The following is a 21,621-nucleotide window of genomic DNA, read 5'->3' as shown; positions in this document are numbered from 1 at the left end:
CACAAAGAATCGGGACATGCCGCCAGTCCACCACTCGCCCCAGCCGCGCGCCGATTCGGCCACCCGGCCGGTGCTCGCCGTCGATCAGGGCACCTCGTCCACCAAGGCTCTGGTCATCTGTCCCGAACGAGGGGTGATCGGCACCGGATCGGCACCCGCCCCGCCCCGGTACGGCCCGGACGGACTGGTGGAGATCGATCCGGCCGTGCTGCTCGGCTCCGTCCTCGACGCGGGACGCGCGGCCCTCGCGGACGCCGCGGAACCGGTCTCGGCCGTCGGTCTGGCCAACCAGGGCGAGACAGTGCTCGCCTGGGACCCGGCCACCGGCGCGCCGCTCACCGACGCGATCGGGTGGCAGGACCGGCGCGCGGAGTCCCTCTGCGCCGAACTCGCCCCGCACGAGGAGCGGTTGCGGCAGCTGACGGGGCTTCCCCTCGATCCGTACTTCGCCGCGCCGAAGATGGCGTGGATCCGGCGCCGGCTGACCCGCGAGGGCGCCGTCACCACCAGCGACTCCTGGCTGATCCGCCAGCTGACCGGCGCGTTCGTCACGGACGCCGCGACCGCCGGCCGCACCCAGCTCCTCGATCTCGACCACGCCGAGTGGTCGTCGGAGGCCCTGGAGATCTTCGGGCTGTCCGACGAGCCGCTGCCCGGTGTCGTCGACACGGCGGGGGCGGTCGGCACGACCAGCGCCTTCGGCGGCGAGCTCCCGCTGACCGGGGTGATCGTCGACCAGCAGGCCGCGCTCCTCGCGCAGAGCGTGACCGAACCGGGCTCCGCCAAGTGCACCTATGGCACGGGGGCGTTCCTGCTCGCCCAGACGGGTGACCGGCCGCGCCGGGGCACGACGGGACTGGTGAGCTGTGTCGCCTGGCGGCTCGGCGGCCACACCAGCTACTGCCTCGACGGGCAGGTCTACACGGCCGCGTCCGCCGTGGGCTGGCTGACCGGTCTCGGGGTCATCTCGGGGGCGGCCGAGCTGGACGCGGTCGGCTCCTCCGTACCGGACAGCGGCGGAGTGACCTTCGTACCGGCGCTCGCCGGGCTCGCCGCGCCATGGTGGCGTGGCGATCTGCGCGGCTCGATCAGCGGTCTGGGACTGGACACCGGTGCCGGGCATCTTGTGCGCGCGCTGTGCGAGGGCATCGCCGCCCAGGTCGTGGAGCTGGCGGACGCGGTGGCCGTCGATCTCGGCGAGCCGCTGACGAGTCTGCGGGTGGACGGCGGTCTGACGCGGTCCTCGCTGCTGATGCAGACACAGGCCGATCTGCTGCAACGGCCCGTCGAGGTCTCCGCGCTGCCGGATGTCACGGCGCTCGGGGTGGGCGCGCTCGCACGTCTCGGTCTCGATCCGGAGCTGACACTCCGTCACGTCGTGCCGGAGTGGAAGCCCTCGGCGGTCTACGAGCCGCGGATCGGCCCGGCCGAGGCGGCCGACCGTCTCGGCGTGTTCCGCGCGGCGGTGACCACGCTGCTCGACCGTACGCCCCCGCCCGCCGCCACCACGGGGCACTGAGCGCCGCGCCGGGTCCCTCACCACCCCCGTCACCGAGTCCGAGAGCCCGGAACTGGAGCATCATGGCTGTCACCACCTCCGGAAGTCTGCCGGACGAGGTGTACGACATCGTCGTCATCGGCGCGGGAGTCGTCGGTACCGCCATCGCGCGCGAACTCGCCTGCTATCCGCTGCGTATCGCGCTGGTGGAGGCGTCCGACGATGTGGGCGAGGGCACGTCCAAGGCCAACACGGCCATTCTGCACACCGGTTTCGACGCCGTGCCCGGCTCGCTGGAGTCCCGGCTGGTACGGGAGGGACAGCGGCTGCTGGCCGCCTATGCCGCCGAGGCCGGTATCCCCGTCGAGCCGGTCGGCGCGCTGCTCGTCGCCTGGGACGACGAGCAACTGGGCGCCCTGCCCCGGCTGGTGGAGAAGGCCGAGCGCAACGGATACCGCGAGACACGGATCATCGGCGCGGACGAACTGTACGCCCGCGAACCACGTCTCGGGCCTGGCGCGCTCGGCGCGCTCGACGTCCCCGGCGAGAGCGTCATCTGCCCCTGGACGACCACGCTCGCGTACGCCACCCAGGCCGTCCGTGCCGGCGCCGATCTGCATCTCAACTGCGCGGTGAAGCGGGTCGACGCCGGATCCCCCCATGAACTCGCCACCGTCCGCGGGCCGTTGCGTACGCACACCCTGATCAACGCGGCGGGACTGCGCGCCGACGAGATCGACCGGATGCTCGGCCATGCCGATTTCACCGTGCGGCCCTGGCGCGGTCAGCTCATGGTCTTCGACAAGTTCGCCCGTGATCTGGTCCGCCATATCCTGCTGCCGGTGCCCACCGCGCTCGGCAAGGGGGTGCTGGTGGCACCGACGGTCTACGGCAATGTGCTGCTCGGGCCGACCGCCGAGGACCTGGAGGACAAGACGGCGACCTGCTCCACCGCGGAGGGGCTGGCCTTTCTGCGCGAGCGGGGCGGGCGCGTCCTGCCCGCGCTGCTCGACGAGGAGGTCACCGCCGTCTACGCGGGGCTGCGCGCGGCCACCGAGGACGACGACTACCAGATCCGCCACCATCCCGAGCAGCGGTATATGACGGTGGGCGGCATCCGCTCCACCGGGCTGACGGCGTCGATGGCGATCGCCGCGCATGTGGTGGGGCTGCTCGCCGGCGCGGGCCGGGAGCTGGGGACGCCACGGGACCATGAGCCCGTACGGATGCCGAATATCGGCGAGGCGTTTCCGCGCCCCTACGAACGCGCCGACCTGATCGCGGCCGACCCGGAGTACGGCCGGCTCGTCTGTCACTGCGAACGGGTGTCCCGGGGGGAGATCCGGGACGCTCTCGCCAGTACGATCGCGCCCAGCACTCCCGAGGGGCTGCGGCGGCGCACCCGCGCCCGGGGCGGCCGGTGCCAGGGGTTCTACTGCGGGGCCGCCGTACGCGCCCTGCTCACCCCCGGGGCGACCGGCGCCTGCGCCGCTTCCGAGGGCGGCGGACCATCCCTGCGGCCGGAGGTCGGACCATGAGCGCGACGACTGACCGGGACGGCTTCCCCGTCCCCGGACCCGACCGGCGAGCCCGCACGGTCGATGTACTGGTGATCGGCGCGGGCCCGGCCGGTCTGGCGGCGGCGGCCCGGCTGGCCGCCGCGGGCGCCGGCGCGGTCGAGGTCGTCGACCGCGAGGAGCAGGCCGGCGGTGTCCCGCGCCACTGCTACCACTCGGGGTTCGGGTACCACTCGGGGTTCGGGCCGCGCGAGCTGTGGCGCCCGATGAACGGCCCCGCGTATGCCCGCCACTGGTGCGATCTGGCGACCGGCGCGGGAGCGGTCCTGCGTACGGGGGTCTCCGTCACGGGCTGGGCGGGACGGCTCGGGCGGGACGGCCGCGGGGACCCGGCGGGAAGACCGGGTCCGCTCGGCGTCGACACCACGGGCCCGGAGGGGCTGGAGCGGCTGACGGCCGGGGCGGTCGTCCTGGCCACCGGCGCGCGCGAACGGCCGCGCAGCGCACGACTCGTGCCGGGGACACGGCCGGCCGGTGTGTTCACCACCGGTGAGCTCCAGCAGGCCGTCCATCTCCACCATCAGCGGGTCGGTCTGCGGGCGGTGGTCGTCGGCGCCGAACCGGTCGGCTACTCCGCCGTACGCACCCTGCGGGGCGCGGGTGTCGAGGTCGCCGCGATGGTCACGGACCAGCCGCGCCACCAGTCCTCCTGGATGTCGGGGATCGGTGCCCGGCTGCACCACCGTGTCCCGCTGCTCACCGGGACGACGGTGACCGGACTTCTCGGCCGGGGCCGGCTCTCGGGTGTCGCGCTGCGGCACACGGACGGCAGGACCACGACCGTCGCCTGTGACACGGTCGTCTTCACGGGTGACTGGATCCCCGACCATGAACTCGCCCGGCTCGGCGGTATCGCGCTGGACCGGGGCACCCGGGGCCCGGCGGTCGACACCGCGTTCCGTACGGCCGCGGCGGGGGTCTTCGCCGTCGGCAATCTGCTGCACGCCGTGGAACCGGCGGGCACCGCGGCCCGGGAGGGCGGGCTGGTCGCGGGGCCCGTTCTGCGCTATCTCGCGGACGGCGGCTGGCCCGGCCGCCAGGTGCCGGTGGAGGTCGACGCGCCCCTGCGATGGGTCGCCCCGAACCGTATAGACCCCCATGGCCCCCGCCCGCCGCTGGGCCGGTTCACCCTCCGTACGACCGGGACGGCCGGCCGGCTGTCGACGCTGGTCGTCACCCAGGACGGCCGTCTCCTGCACCGCGAACGGCTCCGCGGGGCGGCGGCCCCCAACCGTCCCCTGTACGCCTCCGCCGACTGGATGGACCGTGCGCGCCCCGGCGGCGGCCCGGTCGTGATCTCGGCGGGCTGAGGGCACCGCACGGGCCGCCGTCAGAGGGTCTCCGATCCCAGGACCGACGCGAGGAATCCGGCGCGCCGGGCCAGCGCGGTGAGCTCGGCCGCGCGGGCCCCCGGAAGAAGGACCAGCGGATAGCAGTCCGAATTTATGTCGAGCATCGCGAGCGCCGTGCCCCCTTCGAGGTGGAGCCTGCCGTAGTGGCTCAGAAAGGCGAACGTGTCGCGCGCTTCCGCGTCGTCCGCCGCGTCCGTCCCGCCTCCGTCCGAGAGGGTCCACGGATCGACGGACGGACGGGATTCGAGGGCCCGGACCTGGCGTCTGATCTCCTCGCCGTCCTCCTTCCAGTCGACCTCGGCGAGCAGGCCCCGCGCGGTCAGCGCGTCGACGAGCGCGATCCACGCCAGGTCGTCGGTGGGCTCGTCGATCCCCCGGTCCTCCAGCCGCCGGGCATACGTCCGTACATAGGCCGCCGGGTCGTCGTACGCGAACAGGACCTCCTCGGCGACGGCGGGGCGGCCGGGGGCGAGGAGCTCCGCCAACTCGGCGAGCGCCTCGGCGGTGGGTGTCGTGCGCTCCGGCATGACGGCGTCTCCTTCTCCGTATCGGCTCAGGGGCCCGGCGCCGTAGCGCGCCGTTCCCGTCGAAGACTCTGCCACGGGGGTACGACAACGGACCGGCGCACGGCGTCGCCGCGGCGGCGTCCCGCGGCGGCACCCGCACCGGCGGCGGCCGTCGCAGAAGCGGGCAGCCGTCGCAGAAGCGAAGGACAGCCCGGGGACGAAGACATCAGGCCCGGCATCCAGGTCCGGTCGGCGGAAGGTGACACATCAGGCGCCCCGCTTCCCCGCATGGTGAACGGTGAGTGACCGGCTCCCGTCCTGCGGCCATGTACACGGCGACGGTTCGCCGACGTCGGTGATCCCTGTGTGGAGATGGGTGTTCGCAGTTGGAATGTCGTTCACGCGCAGGCCACGCCGCGTGTCGACCATCGAGGAGTAACCCGGGGGCAATCCCCGGGCGCTCTTGCTGATGCGCTCGCACTCGGGAGACCGCACCCATGACACGTATACGCTCCGCAGTCACCGCTGTCGACCGCCGCTCCTTCCTCACCGCGACCGGGGCGGTCGGTATCTCCGCGGGCATCGGACTGGCGCTCGGCGCGGGCAGCGGCTCAGGAGAGGCCGCCGCCGCGCCCGGCGCGGCCACCGCGTCGGCGGTGCCCGTCCCCCTCCCCCCTGCCTCCCCCACGCCCGCCGGCACTCCCACCCGCGCTGTTCCGGCGCGTACGACGCTGGAGGCGGTCGCCGCGCCGCGCGACTCCTCCGCGGCCTTCCGCCGCCTCGGCGACGGGCCCGGCTGGCGCCGGGTCGTACGGGAGTCGCTGGCGGCTCCCCGGGCCGGCCGTACCGCCCGGCGCACGGTGCTCAGCTCCTTCGTACAGCTCACCGATCTGCATCTGACGGACGTCCAGCACCCGGTGCGCACCGAGTATCTGCGCTCGCAGGGGGTTTCGGGGTGGCGGCCCCAGGAGGCGCTCACCGTGCCGGGGGCGGTGGCCCTGATCGAGCAGATCAACGCCATCAACGCCGGACCCGAGACCGGGGAGCCGCTGTCCTTCGCCGTGACCACCGGCGACAACACGGACAACAACTCCCGGGCCGAACTGGACTGGTATCTCACGGTGATGAGCGGTGGCCGTATCTCCCCCAACACGGGTGACGGCCGCCGCTACGAAGGAGTGCAGAACTCCGGCGAGCGGCTGTTCTGGCACCCGGAGGACTCCCGCCGCGACACCGACAAGCAGTACGGCTTCCCCCGTATCGACGGTTTCCTGGAAGCCGCGATCCGCTCGGTGAACAGCCCCGGACTGCGGCTTCCCTGGTACTCGACCGTCGGCAACCACGACGGCCTGGCCAGCGGTGCCATGGCCGACCGCACCGGTTATCTGGCCGAATTCGCGGTCGGCGCGCGGAAGCTGTACGACATCCCGGACGCCGACGCCAAGGCGCTGGCGAAGATCCTCGCCAAGGGCAGCATGCCCGGCGGCGGTGAACTGATCGATCTGCTGCGCCGGTCGAGGCGCTCGATGCGCTCCGTCACCCCCGACCCCGGCCGGGCGCCGTTCGGCCCGCGCGACTATCTGTCCGCGCATCTCGACCCGGCGCGCCTGGGCGCGGGCCCGGCGGGACACGGCTACACCTCGGCCAACCTCGACAGCGACACGCTGTACTACACGTTCCCCATGGGCGAGAACATCACCGGTATCAGCCTGGACACCACCGATCGCGCCGGGCACTTCACGGGCTCGCTCGACACGACCCAGTTCAACTGGCTGAAGCGGACGCTCAAGGAGCACCGGGACGGATACGTCGTGGTCTTCAGCCATCACAACAGCTGGACGATGACCAATTCGCATCCCGATCCGGCCCGTCCCGGCGAGGGCCGGCACAACGGCGAGGAGGTGCTGGCACTGCTCAACCAGCACCGGCCCGTGCTGGCCTGGGTCAACGGTCACAGCCACCGGAACTCGATCAACGCGCGCGGCTCCTTCTGGGAGATCTCGACGGCCTCGCACATCGACTTCCCGCAGCTCGCCAGGATCATCGAGATCACCGACAACAGGGACGGCACCCTGTCCCTGTTCACCACGCTGATCGAGTCGGCGGCCCCGCACCGGACGGATTTCCACGATCTGTCGCAGACCGGACTGGCCGCGCTCTACCGGGAGTTGTCGCACAACGCGCCGGGTTCGACCACCGCGCCCGCGGGCAAGCTGATGGACCGCAACACCGAACTGCTGCTCACGCGCTGATCAGTTGCTGGAGCGCCGGACCGTACACCGCCGCCAGATGCTCGGGCGTGGCGCGCGTGTTGGCGCCCTCGCGGTGCAGGCTGAGCGTGACACCGAGACCGAGGAGCAGACCGACGATCAGCTCGGCCCGCAGGGCGCGTTCGGGGCCGGTCAGGAGAGCGGTCAGCCGTCGGGTGATCTGCTCGTCGAAGCGTTCGCGCAGCAGGACGCGCTCGTCGTCGTTGCCGAGGGCGAACACGACACGCAGCAGCGGGTCCCCCTGGTGCTCACGGCGGCTGCGGACCATGGTCAGCACCAGATGGCGGCCGAGCCCGTCCAGCGGCGCCGCGAAGAGCTGGTCGGCCGCGGGCCCGAAGTCGGCGACGGTGTTGAACAGCCGTTCCTTGGTGCTGAAGTGCTTGACGATCAGCGAGGCGCTGACCCCCGCGTCGGCGGCGATACCCCGCAGGGTCACCTCGGCATAGGGGCGGAAGGCGAACGCGCGCCGCGCGGCCCGCAGGATCGCGTCACGCCCCGTCCCCGTCCCCGTCCCCACCTCGGCCTCGGCCTCCGTCGGAGATCCCCCGTCGGTCGGAGATCCTCCCTCCGTGCCCCCCTCACCGGCCCCGCCTCCACCGCCGGCCGTCTCTTCCACTGCCTGCCCGTTCATGTGCCCTCCTGGGCCAGCGACGCCGTGCGGTCGTCCCGCCCGACCGTACCGGTGGCCATGATCCGCTGCGGCGGCAGACACAGCGTGACGGCGAGGGCGAGCAGCGCGGCACCGCCCGCGATCAGGAAGACCAGCAGATACGCGTGGAGCGTGGGCGCCGTGCGGCCGTCGACCTCGAAGGTGACCCGGGCGAGCACGGCGGCGACGGTGGCGCTGCAGAAGGCCTGTCCGACCGAGCGCATCAGGGTGTTGAGACCGTTGGCGGCACCGGTCTCACCGACCGGCACGGCGCGCATCACCAGCGCGGGCAGCGCCGAATAGGCGATCGCGGTGCCCGCCGCGACGACGGTCGCGCCGAGAATGATCGTCCAGAGCGCGTGACTGGTGAAGAAGCGCACCGCGTAACCGACGGCGAGGACGGCCGAGGCGACCGCCAGCGCGGTCTTCGGGCCGTATCTCGCGGAGATCCTGGCGGACACCGGCGACAGGGCGACCATCGCGAGCCCGCCGGGCAGCAGACAGAGTCCGCTCACCACGATGGAGGCGCCCAGACCGTAGCCGGTGCTCGTGGGTTCCTGCACCATCTGCGCGGTGGCGAGGGAGTTGGCGTAGAAGGCGAAGCCGATCAGCAGCGCGGCGACATTGGTCAGCAGCACGGCGGGCCGCGCGGAGACGCGCAGATCGACCACGGGGCTGCTGGTGCGCAGTTCGTACCAGCCCCAGAGCGCTCCGATCACCACGGCGAGAACGAGCAGTCCGAGGGTACGGACGGACGTCCAGCCCCAGCCGCCGCCCTGGGTGACCGCGAGCAGCAGACAGAGCAGCGCGGCGGAGAGCCCGAGAGCGCCCGGCGCGTCGAACCGGCCGCGGGTGCGCCGAGGCGATTCCGGTACGCAGAGCAGCACCAGCACGATGTCGAGCAGGCCGAGCCCGGCGGAGGCCCAGAACATGGTGTGCCAGTCGTAGTGCTCGACGACCAGCGCGGCGACGGGCAGTCCGACGGCCGCGCCGATGCCCAGCGTCGAGCTCATCAGCGCGACCGAGGACAGCACACGCTCGGGCGCCAGCTCGTCGCGCATGACGCTGATGCCCAGGGGTACGACGGCGAGCGCGGCGCCCTGGAGGGCACGGCCCGCGATCAGCACACCTATCTGGGAGCTGACGGCGCACAGCACGGACCCGGCGGTCAGTACGCCGAGGGAGGCGAGGAGCACCCGGCGCTTGCCGTACATGTCACCGGCCCGCCCGAGTACGGGGGTGCAGATGGCCCCGGTCAGCAGGGTGACGGTGACCAGCCAGCTCGCGGCGGTGGGGGTCGCTCCGGTGAGCGCGGGGACATGCGGCAGGAGGGGGACGACCAGCGTCTGCATGACGGCCACCACCACCCCGCAGAACGCCAGGACGGCGACAAGGAAACGGGGGTGCGGCGCGGCGGCGGGCTCGGATATCGCTTCTGTCGCTTCGGTCATCTCTCTCCGTACGGGCGCGAAGGGGGCGGCCCCAGGGCGGAATCAGGGGTGCACAGCCGTTCACCCCCAGGGTAAACATGTGTGCACCCCCGCGACACCCCGGGGCCGCCCCCGGCGTTCACCGGGCACGCGCCACCCGTGCGTCAGGTGTTTCCGCGACCCTGCACACTGTTCTGGGCGGTTCGCGGTTCGCCGCCCGCCCGACGACCGCCGTGGGAGGCACGATGGCGCTTCAGATCAGCGCGACCAATCCCGAGCAGCCCGCCGTGCTGCTCGACCTGCCGTGGAACGTGCCGCTCGACGAGTGGCCCGACGCCTGTCTGGTGGCCCTCCCCCGCGGTATCTCACGCCATGTCGTACGGTTCGCGTCCGCGGGCCCCGAGGTGGTGGCGGTCAAGGAGATATCCGAGCGGGGCGCGGTGCGCGAGTTCGGGCTGCTGCGCGATCTGCACCGGCTCGGCATCCCCGCCGTGGATCCGCTGGCGGTGGTGACGGGACGCGTGGACGCGGACGGCGAGCCGCTGGAGCCGGCGCTGATCACCCGCCATCTCAAGGGGTCGCTCCCCTACCGCTCGATGTTCGAGTCGACGATGCGCCCCACGACCGTCAAGCGGCTCATGGACGCGCTGGCGGTCCTGCTCGTACGGCTGCATCTCGCCGGGTTCGCGTGGGGCGACTGCTCTCTCTCCAACGCGCTCTTCCGCCGTGACGCCGGTGCGTACGCCGCGTATCTGGTCGACGCCGAGACGGGACAGATCCAGCCGAATCTGAGCCGGGGCCAGCGGGAGTACGACATCGAGCTGGCCCGGGTGAACATCGCCGGGGAGCTGATGGACCTGGAGGCGTCGGGCGCGCTCCATCCGTCCGTGGATCCGGTGCCGTTCGGCGCGGCGATCGTCCAGCGGTACGAGGACCTCTGGCACGAGGTGACACGCGAGTCGGTGTACCCGGTGGACAAACGCCACTACATCGACCGGCGCATCCGGCGTCTGAACGATCTGGGCTTCGATGTGGCGGAGATGCAGATCGAGCGCTCCCCGGTCGGTGACACGGTGACCTTCCTGCCGAAGGTGGTGGACGCGGGCCACCACCAGCGCCAGCTTCTGCGGCTGACCGGGCTGGACGCCGAGGAGAACCAGGCGCGGCGGCTGCTCAACGATCTGGAGAGCTGGATGGCGGGCGAGGAGGACTACGCGCCGGGCGATCCGCTGGGCGCCCGCCCGGAGGTGCTGGCGCACCGCTGGGTCCGTGATGTCTTCCGGCCGACGGTCCGGGCCGTACCGCTGGAGCTGCGCGGGGAGATGGACGCGGCGCAGATCTACCACGAGGTGCTGGAGCACCGCTGGTACCTGTCGGAGCGCGCGGGGCGCGATGTGGGGCTGGAGGCGACGATCGAGGACTACATCGCGCATGTCCTGCCGCACTCGGTGAAGGCGATGATCCCGCCGACGGCGGACGCGTCGAACGCCCTGTCCCCCTGAGCGGCGCCGCCCCGGCACCCGCCGGGCGCGACCCCGGCGGACACCGGTCCGCGACCGGCCGTGCGGCCGACCGGCCGTGCGGCGGAGGGGGCTCCCGGGCCGCGGGCCCGGCGCGGCCCACCGGGCCGCACGCGGGGCTCTCACTGCAAGGCGCGTACCGCCGCCGCGAAGAGCGACGGCATCCGGGCCGCCGCCGGGACGATCAGCCGCGCGCCCGCCGCGTGACCACTGACCCTGAGCAGCCCCTCCGTCAGCAGCCGGTGGCGCCGGGAGAGCCTGCGCCAGGCGTCCTCGTACTCCTGCGGCCGGTCTGCCCGCAGACACCGTACGGCCGCTTCCGCCGACGCCAGCGCGAGCGCGATGCCCTCACCGGTGAGCGCGTCGACATAGCCCGCCGCGTCGCCCACGAGCAGCACCCGGCCCGCCGTACGGCCGCGTACCCGCTGGCGCAGCGGGCCCGCCCCGCGCACCGCGTTCGCGGGCTCCCCGTCCAGCAGGGACAGCAGCCGGGGGAAACCGGCGAGATGGGCGTCGTAGCCGCGCCGTACCGTGCTCAGCACGGCCACCCCCACCAGATCGTCGGCCACCGGCGTCACATAGGCCTCGCCCGCCGACGACCAGTGCACCTCCACGAAGTCCGTCCACGGCTTCATGCGGTAGTGCCGCCGCAGACCGTAACGCCGGGGCCTCCGGTCGGGCAGGCTCAGGCCGAGACCGTGCCGTACGGGCGAGTGCAGTCCGTCCGCGGCCACCAGCCAGCGGGCACGCAGCCCGCCCGCGCTCACGGAGTCCGCGCTCTGGGCGATGTCGCCGACCCGGCCGGTCACGAAGGTCACCCCGGTCTCCGCGGCCCGTCGCGCCAGCGCCGCGTGCAGTTCCGTACGCCGTGTCCCGAGCCCGGGGCCGTCGTCGAACGGCGCCTCCGCCCGGTGGGATCCGCGTACATACCGGATTCCGCGCAGCGGACGGCCGTGCGGGAGGTCGAGTCCGAGGGCGGTCAGCGCGCGTACGCCACTGGGCATCACGCCTTCCCCGCAGGCCTTGTCGACCGGGGTGGCGCGTGGTTCGATCACCACCGTCTCCAGTCCCGCCAGCGAGGCGTGGACCGCCGTGGCGAGTCCGGCGGGTCCGCCGCCCACCACCAGTACGTCGATCACGGACGCGCGCCCGCGACGGCCGTCTCCAGGGCGCCGTTCTCACACCGTATCCGGACGGTCAGCAGCGCCGCGTTGAGTACGGTGAACACCAGCGCGGTGATCCACGCGCCGTGCACGAGGGGCAGCGCGAGGCCCTCGGCCACCACCGCCACATAGTTGGGGTGCCGCAGCAGCCGGTAAGGACCGCCCGTGACCAGCGGCAGTCCCGGCACGACCAGCACCCTGGTGTTCCAGCGAGGTCCCAGCGTACGGATGCACCACCAGCGCAGCCCCTGCGCGGCCACGGCGACGGCGAACATCGTCCAGCCGAGCGCCGGGTCGAAGGGCCGGCCGGTCAGCCACACCTCGGCCGGAGCGCCGAGCAGCAGGGCCGTGTGGAGGACGACCATCGGCGGATAGTGCCCCTGCCCCCGCTCGACGGCGCCGCGCTCCAGACTCCAGCGCGTATTGCGGCGGGCGACGACCAGTTCGGCGACGCGCTCCACGCCGACGGCCAGCACCAGCACGGTGTACCAGATCATCTCTCCCCGTCCCTCTCCGCCGGCCGCGCACGCTCGTCGCGGCCTACCACCGGAGCAGCACCAGCTCGGAGCAGAATCCCGGCCCCATGGCGAGCATCAGCCCCGCGGTCCCGGGTGGTGGCGGCCGTCGCTCCAGCGTGTCGCGCAGTACGTGCAGCACGGAGGACGAGGACAGATTCCCCACGGCCGCCAGCGAACGCCAGGTCATGTCGAGCGCTCCGTCGGGCAGTTCGAGTGCCTCCTCGACCGCTTCCAGCACCTTCGGCCCGCCGGGATGGCACACCCACGCGGTGATGTCCTGGCGCCGCAGTCCGTGCTCGGCGAGGAATCCGTCGACCTCTTCGGGAAGGTTCTTGCGTACGAGGTCGGGAACGCTCGCGTCCAGGACGATACGGAAGCCGGAACCGGTGATGTCCCACCCCATCACCTCCTCGGTGTCCGGGTAGAGATGGCTGCGGGTGTCGACGACGGCGGGACCGGTGGTGCGGCGGCGGGCTCCGCAGGCGACCACGGCCGCCGCGCCGTCCCCGAAGAGCCCGGAGGCCACCAGGTTGGCGGGCGACGGGTCGTCGCGCTGGAAGGTGAGCGAACACAGCTCGACCGAGAGCAGGACAGCCACGTCGTCGGGGCGTCCGAGCAGATAGTCGTGGATCCGGGCGACTCCCGCCGCGCCCGCCACACAGCCGAGTCCGAAGACCGGCACCCGTCTGACATCGGGGCGCAGACCGAGCCGTGCCACCAGACGCGCGTCCACCGAGGGCGCGGCGATACCCGTCACCGAGGTGAACATCAGCAGATCGACATCGCGCGGGGAGAGCCCCGCCGCGTCCAGCGCTCCCGCGACGGCCTCGGCTCCCAGCGGTACGGCCGCGGCGATGAAGGCGTCATTGACCTCGCCGAAGTCCTTGAGCTCCGCGTACCGGTCGAGGGGCAGGGCCGTATGACGGGTGTCCACGCGCGCGCTGCTGTGCAGCCGGTCCAGTACCCGGCGGTCCACCTTCCCGGGCAGGCAGGCCCTGGCGACCATGTCCGTGAGGTCCCGCTGGGAGTGCTGATACGGAGCCAGGGCTCCATGGACGGCGGCGATGCGAGTCATCTGCGGTCCGAGGTCGAGGGGAGGCCGAGGGCGACTGACGAGCAATCCCTGCCCCCGCACCGCCGCGTCACACACGAAGTCGCCTGTACGGCCCCGCGAAGGCGATATCACTCCGGCGGTATCGCCCCGGCGGTACGGCGCCGGGCTCTCGCGGCCACGGGTCCGCTCCCCGGACGGGTGGGACGACGGTGTACTCGTACGGTCACCGCGCCCTGCCTACGATGGCCGCGTGGACGCTATCGACGCGCTGGACGCGACCGGCGGAACGGACCTTCCGGGCTCGGTGGACTCTGCCGGGCGGGCGGTTCCCGCCGACGGGGCGGGCCTTCCCGGCCGGACGTGGAGCACCGGCGGGGGGCCGCGCGGCGGCGCACCGGGGCGGTGGGCGCGCGGGATCGCCGCCCTGCTGGCCGCGTGCCACCCGGGGCCCACGGCCGCCGTGACGCTGCTGATCACCGGACTCGCGGTGGCCGCCGGGCAGAGCGCGTCCGGCTGTCTGCTGGTCGCCGCCGCCGTGCTGACCGGGCAGTTGTCGGTCGGCTGGAGCAACGACGCGCTCGACGCGGCGCGTGACACCGCGGCCGGACGCACCGCCAAGCCCGTCGTGCGCGGGGCCGTGGGCGCGCGGACCGTGGGCGCCGCCGCGCTGATCGCGCTGGCTCTGTGCGTACCGCTGTCCCTGGCGTACGGGTGGCCGGCCGGCGCGGTGCATCTCGTCGGAGTGGCCGCGGCATGGACGTACAACCTCCGGCTCAAGTCGACCGTCCTGTCGTGGCTGCCGTACGCGGTCGGGTTCGCCGCGCTGCCCGCCTTTGTGACGCTCGGTCTGCCAGGGCAGCCCCGGCCCGCCTGGTGGATCGTCACCGCGGCGGCGCTGGTGGGCGTCGGCGCGCATCTGGGAAACGTACTGCCCGATGTCGACTCCGATCTGGCTCTGGGCGTACGCGGCTGGCCGCAGCGGCTGGGGCCGGCGCGGATACGGCTGCTGCTGCCCGCCCCGCTGGTGGCGGCGACGGTCCTGCTCGCGCTCGGCGGACCGGGCGTGCTCGGTGCCGTCGCCGTGGCCCTGGCCCTGGTCGCCGGGGTCGGCGGTGCGCTGATGGGCCGTCACCGGCCGAAGCTCCCCTTTCTCGCGGCGATCCTTGTCGCGGGTGTCGATGTCGCGCTGCTGCTGTGGCGGGGGACGGCTCTCGGCTGAGCCGGGGGTGGTCGGCGCCGGTCCGGCGGCGGCCCCGGGTGTCGGCGGGTCAGCCGGTCGCGGCCGCCCCGGCCGCGGACGGGGCGAGCCGCTCGCGGAGAAAGGCGAGCGTGCGTTCCCAGGCCAGTTCCGCGTCTTCGGCGCGGTACACCTGGGGCCGGGTGTCGTTGAAGAAGGCATGGCCCGCGCCCGGGTACAGCCTGAAGTCCGGCACGATGCCCGACCGGGCCTCGATCGTGGCGCGGAGTTCGTCGAGGGTCTCGGGCGGCACGGTGTGGTCGTCCTCGCCGTAGTGGCCGAGGATCTCCGCCCTGAGGCGGGAGAAGTCCGGCATACCGTCCTGGATGACGCCGTAGAACGGTACTGCGGCGGAGACGCGCTCATCGGCGGCGGCGAGCTGGAGAACGAATCCGCCGCCCATGCAGAAGCCGACGGCCCCGGCCGTGTCGCCGTCCGTCCCGGGCCGCGAGAGAAGGTAGCCGACCGCGCCGGAGAGCAGTTCGACGCCCCGCTCGGTGGGCAGTTGGGTCATCATGCGCAGCGCCTCGTCGGAGTCGTGGGCGACCCGCCCGCCGTACAGATCGGGGGCGAGCGCGACAAAGCCCGCCTGCGCGAAGCGGTCGGTGACGTCCTTGATGTGCGCGGTCAGCCCCCACCACTCCTGGATGACGATGACGCCGGGACCGTGTCCGGCGGGCGGTACGGCGAGATAGCCGTACGCGGTGGCTCCGGCGCTCGGGAACGAGACGTTCTGGAAGGTGGGTTCGCTGGCCATGGACGGCGCTCCTCGACGGTGGCGGGTGACACCGGGACCGGACGGCCGGTGACACCGAGATCGTAGGGAGCGGGACGGCCCGCGCGCGTACGCCGGGTATCCCGCGCGTGTGGGCGCCGCCCGGCCGGCGTGTGGGGAGCGCCCGGCGTGTGGGGAGCGCCCGGCCGGCGCGTGTGGGGGCCGACCGGCCGTGTGCCTTCGCAAGGTGTCCGAGGGCCCGCGCGGCGGTGTCCCACCCCCGGACCGGAATGGCGACTTCACAACCGCAACACAATCCCCCGATCGAGTGAACGCCCCCCTCCCGGGTGATTCGAACGCGGCACGATGACCTGACCGCCCCAGGCCCGTACGGGCCCTCCGGACATCCTCGAAACTCCGTCCGACGATTCGCCCTTCACCGCCCGTTACACGCTCTTGATCAGGTCCGTTGTCCGAGCGCCTGTACCCGTCGTCGTCATTTCAGGAGGACTCGTGTTCCCCGTTCCCCTTGCCGCCCGTAGCTTCCGCGGACTTCGCGCGTTCGAGCACGACACCGCGACGCCCAGCACGGCCATGCACCGCGTTGACGCCGAGGGCGGTGCCGCCGCGTGAAGCCGCTCCGCTTACCGTTCCCTCTCCCCCGCCGGCTTCCGCGCCTCCTCCGGCTCCGCTGGGGCAGGAGGCCGTACATCCAGAACTCCCCGCCCGAGCAACTGCTCTTCGGAGGCCGGCTGAAGGGCTCCTGGGGCTGGACCGTCCATGAGGGCGCACGGCTGCGGACGTCGTTCTGGACGATCCTCCGGCAGATCCCCCGGCTCATCGGCCATACGGTCGCCCTGGCCTGGCGGGCCGACCGCGCCGCGCTGACCGTGGTCGCGATCGCCCAGCTCGGCCAGGCCGCGGCGACGGTCTTCGGACTGCTCGCCACCAACCGTGTGCTGGTCAGCCTCTTCACCGCCGGACCCACCGCGGAGCGCATCACCGAGGCACTGCCCTCGCTGTTCCTGGTCGGCGGGGCCGGCGCGGTGGCGGCGACCCTGCGGGCGGTCACCTTCGGCGCCACCGGGCGACTGGAGCCGAAGGTGGAGCGGCTGGCCGCGCTGACCATGCTCACCCCGGTGATCCGGGTGGAGATGGAGCATCTGGAGCAGCCGGACTTCCACAAGATCCTCGACTCGGGACAGCACGGCCAGACCGCCGCACGCCATCTGATCCAGCACACCCTGGGCATCGTCGAATCGCTGATGGCGCTGATCGCGGTGAGCGGAGTGCTCGCGGTGCTCCATCCCGTACTGCTGCCGCTGCTGATCGCCGTCGTGGTGCCCAAGGCGTGGGGCACGGTCAAGGCTGCCCGCCGTACCTATGAGTCGATCCAGGTGTGGATCGAGCACGCACGGCAGCAGGGCGCGCTGCGCAGACTGCTGATCTCCCAGAAGGCGGGACCGGAACTGCGGGTGCACGGCGCGGGGCCCTTTCTGCTGGAGCAGTTCGACCGGATGGGTGTCGAGGCCGCGCAGGAGCAGACGAAGCTCGCGCACCGGGAGGCCGGTACGGATCTGCTGACCTCGGCACTGTCCGGGCTGACCGCCGCGGCCACCTACGGACTGCTGGCCTGGCTGCTCACCCATGGCCATATGCCGCTCGCCTCGGGCGCCACGGCCGCGCTCGCGCTGACCAACGGCACCTCGGGACTGCGCCGTATGGTCACCCATATCCACCATCTGTACGAACAGTCCCTGTTCATGACGGATCTGATCACGGCGCGGGACGAGGCCACGCTCAGGGCCATCCCCGTGGGCGGCACACCGGTGCCTGGGCCGCCCGAGCTGATCGAGTTCGACCGGGTCTCCTTCACCTATCCGGGCCGGGAGACCCCGGCGCTCGACTCGGTGTCGCTGACCATCCGCCGGGGCCAGATCGTGGCACTCGTGGGGATCAACGGCAGTGGCAAGACGACGCTCAGCAAACTGCTCGCCGGTCTCTACCTGCCGTCGGAGGGGCAGGTCCGCTGGGACGGGACCGATGTCCGTGAGCTGGACCGCGACCAGGTCTTCGACCAGGTGGCGCTGGTGCTCCAGGACTATCAGCGGTGGCCGTTCACCGCGCGTGCCAATGTCGCCATCAGCAGACCGTCCGAGATCCATGACCCGAAGCGGCTGGAGAAGGCCGCGGTGCTGGCCGACGCGCACGCGGTGGTCGGTGAACTCCCGCACGGCTGGGACACCCTGTGCGAGAAGGGGTACGAGGGCGGGGTGGATCTGTCGGGCGGGCAGTGGCAGCGGCTCGCCCTGGCTCGCGCGTACTACCGGCAGGCGGCCCTGCTGATCTGCGACGAGCCCACCAGCAGCATGGATCCCGCGGCCGAGATCGCCGCGTTCCAGCAGATCCGCGATCTCGCGGGCGACGGGCAGACCGTCATCCTCGTCACACACCGGCTGCACAGCGTCCGGTCGGCCGATGTGATCTATGTCATGGAGGGCGGACGGCTGGTGGAGGCGGGCGACTTCACGGCGCTGATGGCGGACGAGCACGAAGGGCCGGGCCTGTTCCGGGAGTTGTTCACGCTCCAGTCGGAGCAGTACCGGACGGGCGGACCGGCGGTGCCGGCCCAGAACGGCGCCGCGGCGACGGACCGGGGCGACCGGGCGGACACGGCCGTACCGGAAAGCGCGGGGTGACCGCCGCACCGGCCCCGACCGTGTTCCCGGCGCGGGCACGCGGCGGCGGTCCCGGACGTTGTCCGAGTGGCTCTGTGCACCACCTGAGGAGAGATGACGGAATGGCCCTGTGGGACCGGTTCAAGGAATCCGCCACGACGATGCAGTCACAGCTCATGGCGAAGAAGAACGATCTGAAGAGCGGCGCCTTCCGGGACGCGAGCATGGCCATGTGCGCCCTGGTCGCCGCGGCGGACGGCTCGGTCGACCCCGCGGAGCGGCAGCGGGTCGCGTCCCTGATCGCCACGAACGAGGTGTTGCGCAACTTCCCTGCGGAGGACCTCCAGCGGCGCTTCGACGCGTCCCTGGACAAGCTGACCGCCGACTTCGCGTTCGGCAAGGTCGGTGTCCTTCAGGAGATCGCCAAGGCGAAGAAGAAGCCCGCGGAGGCGCGGGCGGTGATCCAGATCGGCATTGTCATCGGCGGCGCGGACGGCAACTTCGACAAGCACGAGCAGGCCGTGGTCCGGGAGGCCTGCTACGCGCTGGACCTGCCTCCGCACGAGTTCGACCTCTGATCGCGTAGCCGGAGGGGCGGTGGCCGCTCCCGGCCACCGCCCCTCACCACGCCCCGAACCGGGGTGTCAGCTCTCCCGCTTTGTGGTGTTCTGCCGCGCGGGCTCCTTCTTGAAGGCCCAGGCCATCTCCGGCTCCAGGGCGAACCGGAAGATCCGCTGGACCGGGGGCGTGCAGAGCAGGGTGACGGCCACGGCGGCGAGGACCGAGACGAAGACCGCACCCACGGGCCGGTGCAGCCAGTCCGCGTCGTACCAGCCCCAGGTGCTCGCGCTCTGCAGGAGGAATCCATGCAGAAGATAGCCGCAGAGCGTGCCGGCTCCCAGGGCCGTGACCCACAGCCGCCGGCCGGGGACCCAGGCGAAGAAGCAGGCGGTCAGGACGAGGGAGCAGCCGAAGAGGGCGAAGGTCATCAGCACGCCGGTCCACCAGGGCACACCCAGCTCCTCCGCGCTGTCACGGTGGAAGAACCACGCCATGTTCATCCGGACGACGGCCCAGTAGGCGAAGACGACGGCGAGGGCGAAGACCGGCACGGCGATGATCCGCACCGCGCGGCGGCGGACGAGCTGGAAGTGCTCCCGCTTCAGCACCATACCGAGGACGAAGAACGGCAGGAACTGAAGGACCCGTTGAAGATCGAGGTCGTCGCGGATCTGCGGTGAGGTGGTGGCCAGCGCGGCGATCGCCAGGGCGAGCGGAAGCGGCCACCGGACCAGCCGCCAGATGGGCGCGGTCATCCGCCAGATGAACAGCGCGAGCAGGAACCAGGTCAGATACCAGGGATCGAGCAGGCTGATCGGCATGTCCGGCTCGTCCGCGGCCCAGCGGTGGAAGAGGCTGTAGGCGACCTCGAACAGGATGTACGGGACGGCGATGCCCGTGATGAGCCGGCGCAACCGGTCGGGCCGGAAGTCGAAATTCCGCGAGAAGTGGCCGGAGATGATGATGAACGCCGGCATGTGGAAGGTGTAGACGACGATGTAGAGCGCCGAGACCGCACGGCTGCCGCCCCGCAGCGGCTCCCACGCGTGCGCCACGGCGACGAGGACGATCGCCAGATACTTGGCGTTGTCGAAGAAGGCGTCCCGGCTCTTGGCCCGCGGGGCCGCCGCAGCGGCGGCCTCCGGCGTCCGCGCCGAGGTGCCCGGCACGGACCGTGCCGCCTGTCCGGTGATCTGCGTCATGGCGCCTCCCCAGGGGAACCTGGTGCGGCGGGAACGCCTCTTAGCAGAGTTGTGGGAGGAATAAGCGGAACCAACATTCAAGGCACCCTAACGAGTGCGTCAACCATCCGTTAACCCGGGTGTCGCTCAGGTGACACCGCGCACGGGAACGGGCCTGCGGCGCCGGGCGCCATACGGACGCCCGGACGCGTACGGACGGAGGGCTCGCTCGTCTACGTCCGCACGAGTTCCTCCGCGAGTCGGTCGATCCGGGTCCGCCAGGCGGCCAGGGCCGCGTCCGTGTCGAAGTCCTCGGATCCGGTCTGGACGAGGACGAGCCGGGCGCCGTGCCCCGTCCCCTTCCCCAGCTCCCAGGTGACCGTTCCGCGTGGCTGCCAGGTGTAGGTCAGCGAGTTCGGCGCCCGTACCTCGGTGACGGGGCCCGCCGGGACCTTCTCCGCGGTGAAGCCCTCCGGGACGGGCAGCCCCGCCACCGGCTCGATCCCGGCCGACAGGACGGCCCAGACCGTCTCGGCCGGTCGTACGAGCTGGCGCTCGAAGCGGACCCGGCTGCCGCCCTCGGCTCTTTCGACGGTGCCGCCGTCGAGACCGAACCGCTTCAGATAGGACTCGTGCAGCTCACCGCTCCGGTCATGGCCGCCGTCGGCCCGCCCGCCGCCGAGGAGCCGGTCCAGCGCGGTCATACAGAGATGCCAGCCGGAGGCGAAGCTCGCCGCGCCGGGGCGGTCGCCGAAGGTGTGGACGAGGGTGAGCGACGAGCCCTCGCCGTCGGGGGTGATGGTCCAGCTCAGATGGTCGGCGCCCCAGGTGAAGGCGAAGAGGCGGGGCTCCTCGGCATCCGTGACGGTGCCGGCCAGGCCCGGTTCGGGGTCCCCGGGGAAGTGGAAGCCCATCGCGCCGCCCGGCACAAGGTCCAGCGTCACCTCGGACGGGAACCACCGCGCGAGCGCTACGGGATCGGTGAGCGCGGCCCACACCTTCTCCGGAGGATGCGCGAGCCTGCGCTCCATCCGCAGGGAGGTACGGCCGTCGGCGGAGGTGGAGAGGGTGGCGTCCGACGTGGGACCGGACATGGGACCGGACGTGGGACCGAAGGGCGGGTCGGTGTTCATGGGGAGTCGTCCTCCATCGCGTCGAGATGCCGTTCGAGCGCGTCGAACGCGCCGGACCAGAGATGCCGGTAGTGGGCGAGCCAGGCGTCGAGTTCCGCGAGGGGCTCGGGCCGCAGCTCGTACCAGCGGCGCTGGGCGTCCTGCCGGACCCCGACGAGACCGGCGTCGCGCAGCACCCGCAGATGCTTCGAGGTGCCGGGCTGGCTCAGCCCGAGCAGTTCCGTGAGCTGCCCGACCGTGTGCGGACGGTCGAGGAGAAGATCGAGGATCTTCCGCCGGTTCGGCTCTGCGAGGACGTCGAACGGTATGGGCATGGCCAGAACATACCTGACCGGCTATATAGCCTTCCAGCCATGCACGGTGTGTCTCCACGCGATTACGCGAGGTTTCGGCCATCGATACCGTAAAGGAGCGCCACTCTGGCCGAATCCGCCTCATGACAGGGCGTCAGCATTTCCTTCATAGTTGTAACTTCGGGCCTCCGAAAGCCGATCTCCGCCCACTGGGGAAATCGGCCCTGGGAATCACCCTGCGGTACCACGCGATGTCACTGCCAAGAATTACGGCGCAGACCGTCCG

The 21,621-nt window shown here is 72.1% G+C and carries 18 protein-coding genes; 8 read left to right on the top strand and 10 right to left on the bottom strand.

The features are described from left to right. The first annotated feature begins 16 nt into the window (after positions 1 to 16). The 3 genes from OG214_RS35975 to OG214_RS35965 all read left to right on the top strand — a co-directional run bounded on the left by OG214_RS35975 (position 17) and on the right by OG214_RS35965 (position 4,385). Positions 17 to 1,519 carry an FGGY family carbohydrate kinase gene (locus OG214_RS35975; RefSeq protein ID WP_405987141.1) on the top strand — a complete coding sequence of 501 codons (1,503 nt, stop codon included), beginning with the start codon at positions 17 to 19 and terminating at the stop codon, positions 1,517 to 1,519. A 62-nt stretch (positions 1,520 to 1,581) separates the two neighbouring features. Further along, on the top strand, positions 1,582 to 3,036 hold the full coding sequence (locus OG214_RS35970) for an FAD-dependent oxidoreductase (protein WP_405987140.1): 1,455 nt from the start codon (positions 1,582 to 1,584) through the stop codon (positions 3,034 to 3,036). Continuing rightward, on the top strand, positions 3,033 to 4,385 hold the full coding sequence (locus OG214_RS35965) for an FAD/NAD(P)-binding oxidoreductase (protein WP_405987139.1): 1,353 nt from the start codon (positions 3,033 to 3,035) through the stop codon (positions 4,383 to 4,385). Before OG214_RS35970 ends, OG214_RS35965 begins: the two co-directional genes overlap by 4 nt. A 20-nt stretch (positions 4,386 to 4,405) precedes the next feature. Here the strand turns inward: OG214_RS35965 and OG214_RS35960 are convergent, their stop codons facing one another. Continuing rightward, positions 4,406 to 4,954 carry a hypothetical protein gene (locus tag OG214_RS35960; protein ID WP_405987138.1) on the bottom strand — a complete coding sequence of 183 codons (549 nt, stop codon included), beginning with the start codon at positions 4,952 to 4,954 and terminating at the stop codon, positions 4,406 to 4,408. Positions 4,955 to 5,430: 476 nt separating this feature from the next. Here OG214_RS35960 and OG214_RS35955 point away from each other — a divergent pair, with 476 nt between their 5' ends. Continuing rightward, complete coding sequence (locus OG214_RS35955) at positions 5,431 to 7,185, top strand: TIGR03767 family metallophosphoesterase (RefSeq protein WP_363082031.1); 1,755 nt, start codon at positions 5,431 to 5,433, stop codon at positions 7,183 to 7,185. Here the strand turns inward: OG214_RS35955 and OG214_RS35950 are convergent. Beyond that, positions 7,175 to 7,834 carry a TetR family transcriptional regulator gene (locus tag OG214_RS35950; RefSeq protein ID WP_405987137.1) on the bottom strand — a complete coding sequence of 220 codons (660 nt, stop codon included), beginning with the start codon at positions 7,832 to 7,834 and terminating at the stop codon, positions 7,175 to 7,177. The genes OG214_RS35955 and OG214_RS35950 overlap by 11 nt on opposite strands. Next, complete coding sequence (locus tag OG214_RS35945) at positions 7,831 to 9,303, bottom strand: MFS transporter (protein WP_382860682.1); 1,473 nt, start codon at positions 9,301 to 9,303, stop codon at positions 7,831 to 7,833. Before OG214_RS35945 ends, OG214_RS35950 begins: the two co-directional genes overlap by 4 nt. Positions 9,304 to 9,527: 224 nt before the next feature. On the opposite strand from OG214_RS35945, the gene OG214_RS35940 reads away from it, so the two are divergent. Further along, the gene (locus OG214_RS35940; protein WP_382860685.1) at positions 9,528 to 10,784 is read left to right on the top strand and encodes a DUF4032 domain-containing protein; all 1,257 of its coding nucleotides are present in this window, start codon (positions 9,528 to 9,530) and stop codon (positions 10,782 to 10,784) included. A 140-nt stretch (positions 10,785 to 10,924) separates the two neighbouring features. Here the strand turns inward: OG214_RS35940 and OG214_RS35935 are convergent, their stop codons facing one another. Genes OG214_RS35935 through OG214_RS35925 form a run of 3 tightly spaced genes read right to left on the bottom strand, consistent with a single transcriptional unit; the run spans position 10,925 to position 13,558 of the window. Beyond that, positions 10,925 to 11,941, bottom strand: a complete 1,017-nt coding sequence (locus OG214_RS35935) for an NAD(P)/FAD-dependent oxidoreductase (protein WP_363085041.1) — start codon at positions 11,939 to 11,941, stop codon at positions 10,925 to 10,927. Beyond that, positions 11,938 to 12,462: an isoprenylcysteine carboxyl methyltransferase family protein gene (locus OG214_RS35930; protein WP_363085040.1), complete on the bottom strand. Its 525-nt coding sequence runs from the start codon at positions 12,460 to 12,462 to the stop codon at positions 11,938 to 11,940. The genes OG214_RS35935 and OG214_RS35930 overlap by 4 nt, the downstream gene beginning before the upstream one ends. Before the next feature lie 43 nt (positions 12,463 to 12,505). Then, complete coding sequence (locus OG214_RS35925) at positions 12,506 to 13,558, bottom strand: 3-oxoacyl-[acyl-carrier-protein] synthase III C-terminal domain-containing protein (protein ID WP_363085039.1); 1,053 nt, start codon at positions 13,556 to 13,558, stop codon at positions 12,506 to 12,508. Positions 13,559 to 13,787: 229 nt separating this feature from the next. Between OG214_RS35925 and OG214_RS35920 the strand changes: the two genes are divergently transcribed. After that, positions 13,788 to 14,756 (top strand): UbiA family prenyltransferase, encoded by a 969-nt coding sequence (locus OG214_RS35920; protein WP_405987136.1) that lies wholly within the window; start codon positions 13,788 to 13,790, stop codon positions 14,754 to 14,756. Positions 14,757 to 14,805: 49 nt separating this feature from the next. Here the strand turns inward: OG214_RS35920 and OG214_RS35915 are convergent, their stop codons facing one another. Continuing rightward, entirely contained in the window at positions 14,806 to 15,531 is a 726-nt protein-coding gene (locus tag OG214_RS35915) for a dienelactone hydrolase family protein (protein WP_405987135.1), read from the bottom strand. A 587-nt stretch (positions 15,532 to 16,118) separates the two neighbouring features. Here OG214_RS35915 and OG214_RS35910 point away from each other — a divergent pair. Together OG214_RS35910 and OG214_RS35905 are read left to right on the top strand one after the other, a co-directional pair. After that, positions 16,119 to 18,188, top strand: a complete 2,070-nt coding sequence (locus OG214_RS35910; protein WP_405987134.1) for an ABC transporter ATP-binding protein — start codon at positions 16,119 to 16,121, stop codon at positions 18,186 to 18,188. A 101-nt stretch (positions 18,189 to 18,289) separates the two neighbouring features. Further along, positions 18,290 to 18,745, top strand: a complete 456-nt coding sequence (locus OG214_RS35905; protein ID WP_363085035.1) for a TerB family tellurite resistance protein — start codon at positions 18,290 to 18,292, stop codon at positions 18,743 to 18,745. A 66-nt stretch (positions 18,746 to 18,811) separates the two neighbouring features. On the opposite strand, the gene OG214_RS35900 is transcribed toward OG214_RS35905, so the two are convergent. The 3 genes from OG214_RS35900 to OG214_RS35890 form a co-directional block, all read right to left on the bottom strand. Then, on the bottom strand, positions 18,812 to 19,930 hold the full coding sequence (locus OG214_RS35900; protein ID WP_405987133.1) for an acyltransferase family protein: 1,119 nt from the start codon (positions 19,928 to 19,930) through the stop codon (positions 18,812 to 18,814). 212 nt (positions 19,931 to 20,142) lie between these two features. Then, positions 20,143 to 21,042 (bottom strand): SRPBCC family protein, encoded by a 900-nt coding sequence (locus tag OG214_RS35895; protein WP_405987132.1) that lies wholly within the window; start codon positions 21,040 to 21,042, stop codon positions 20,143 to 20,145. Beyond that, entirely contained in the window at positions 21,039 to 21,356 is a 318-nt protein-coding gene (locus tag OG214_RS35890; RefSeq protein WP_363085915.1) for a metalloregulator ArsR/SmtB family transcription factor, read from the bottom strand. Before OG214_RS35890 ends, OG214_RS35895 begins: the two co-directional genes overlap by 4 nt. Positions 21,357 to 21,621 lie beyond the last annotated feature (265 nt).

The sequence above is a fragment of the Streptomyces sp. NBC_00872 genome (assembly GCF_045161915.1).
In the GTDB taxonomy this organism is placed as follows: Bacteria; Actinomycetota; Actinomycetes; order Streptomycetales; family Streptomycetaceae; genus Streptomyces.
Note: the sequence above shows the minus strand (reverse complement) of the source record. Positions and strands in the feature narration are given on the sequence as shown.

Excerpts from the sequence above, each read along its gene's own strand:
- OG214_RS35975 (WP_405987141.1), top strand. The coding sequence starts at position 17 with ATGCCGCCAGTCCACCACTCGCCCCAGCCGCGCGCCGATTCGGCCACC.
- OG214_RS35970 (WP_405987140.1), top strand. The coding sequence starts at position 1,582 with ATGGCTGTCACCACCTCCGGAAGTCTGCCGGACGAGGTGTACGACATC.
- OG214_RS35965 (WP_405987139.1), top strand. The coding sequence starts at position 3,033 with ATGAGCGCGACGACTGACCGGGACGGCTTCCCCGTCCCCGGACCCGAC.
- OG214_RS35960 (WP_405987138.1), bottom strand. The coding sequence starts at position 4,954 with ATGCCGGAGCGCACGACACCCACCGCCGAGGCGCTCGCCGAGTTGGCG.
- OG214_RS35955 (WP_363082031.1), top strand. The coding sequence starts at position 5,431 with ATGACACGTATACGCTCCGCAGTCACCGCTGTCGACCGCCGCTCCTTC.
- OG214_RS35950 (WP_405987137.1), bottom strand. The coding sequence starts at position 7,834 with ATGAACGGGCAGGCAGTGGAAGAGACGGCCGGCGGTGGAGGCGGGGCC.
- OG214_RS35945 (WP_382860682.1), bottom strand. The coding sequence starts at position 9,303 with ATGACCGAAGCGACAGAAGCGATATCCGAGCCCGCCGCCGCGCCGCAC.
- OG214_RS35940 (WP_382860685.1), top strand. The coding sequence starts at position 9,528 with ATGGCGCTTCAGATCAGCGCGACCAATCCCGAGCAGCCCGCCGTGCTG.
- OG214_RS35930 (WP_363085040.1), bottom strand. The coding sequence starts at position 12,462 with ATGATCTGGTACACCGTGCTGGTGCTGGCCGTCGGCGTGGAGCGCGTC.
- OG214_RS35925 (WP_363085039.1), bottom strand. The coding sequence starts at position 13,558 with ATGACTCGCATCGCCGCCGTCCATGGAGCCCTGGCTCCGTATCAGCAC.
- OG214_RS35915 (WP_405987135.1), bottom strand. The coding sequence starts at position 15,531 with ATGGCCAGCGAACCCACCTTCCAGAACGTCTCGTTCCCGAGCGCCGGA.
- OG214_RS35905 (WP_363085035.1), top strand. The coding sequence starts at position 18,290 with ATGGCCCTGTGGGACCGGTTCAAGGAATCCGCCACGACGATGCAGTCA.
- OG214_RS35900 (WP_405987133.1), bottom strand. The coding sequence starts at position 19,930 with ATGACGCAGATCACCGGACAGGCGGCACGGTCCGTGCCGGGCACCTCG.
- OG214_RS35895 (WP_405987132.1), bottom strand. The coding sequence starts at position 21,042 with ATGAACACCGACCCGCCCTTCGGTCCCACGTCCGGTCCCATGTCCGGT.
- OG214_RS35890 (WP_363085915.1), bottom strand. The coding sequence starts at position 21,356 with ATGCCCATACCGTTCGACGTCCTCGCAGAGCCGAACCGGCGGAAGATC.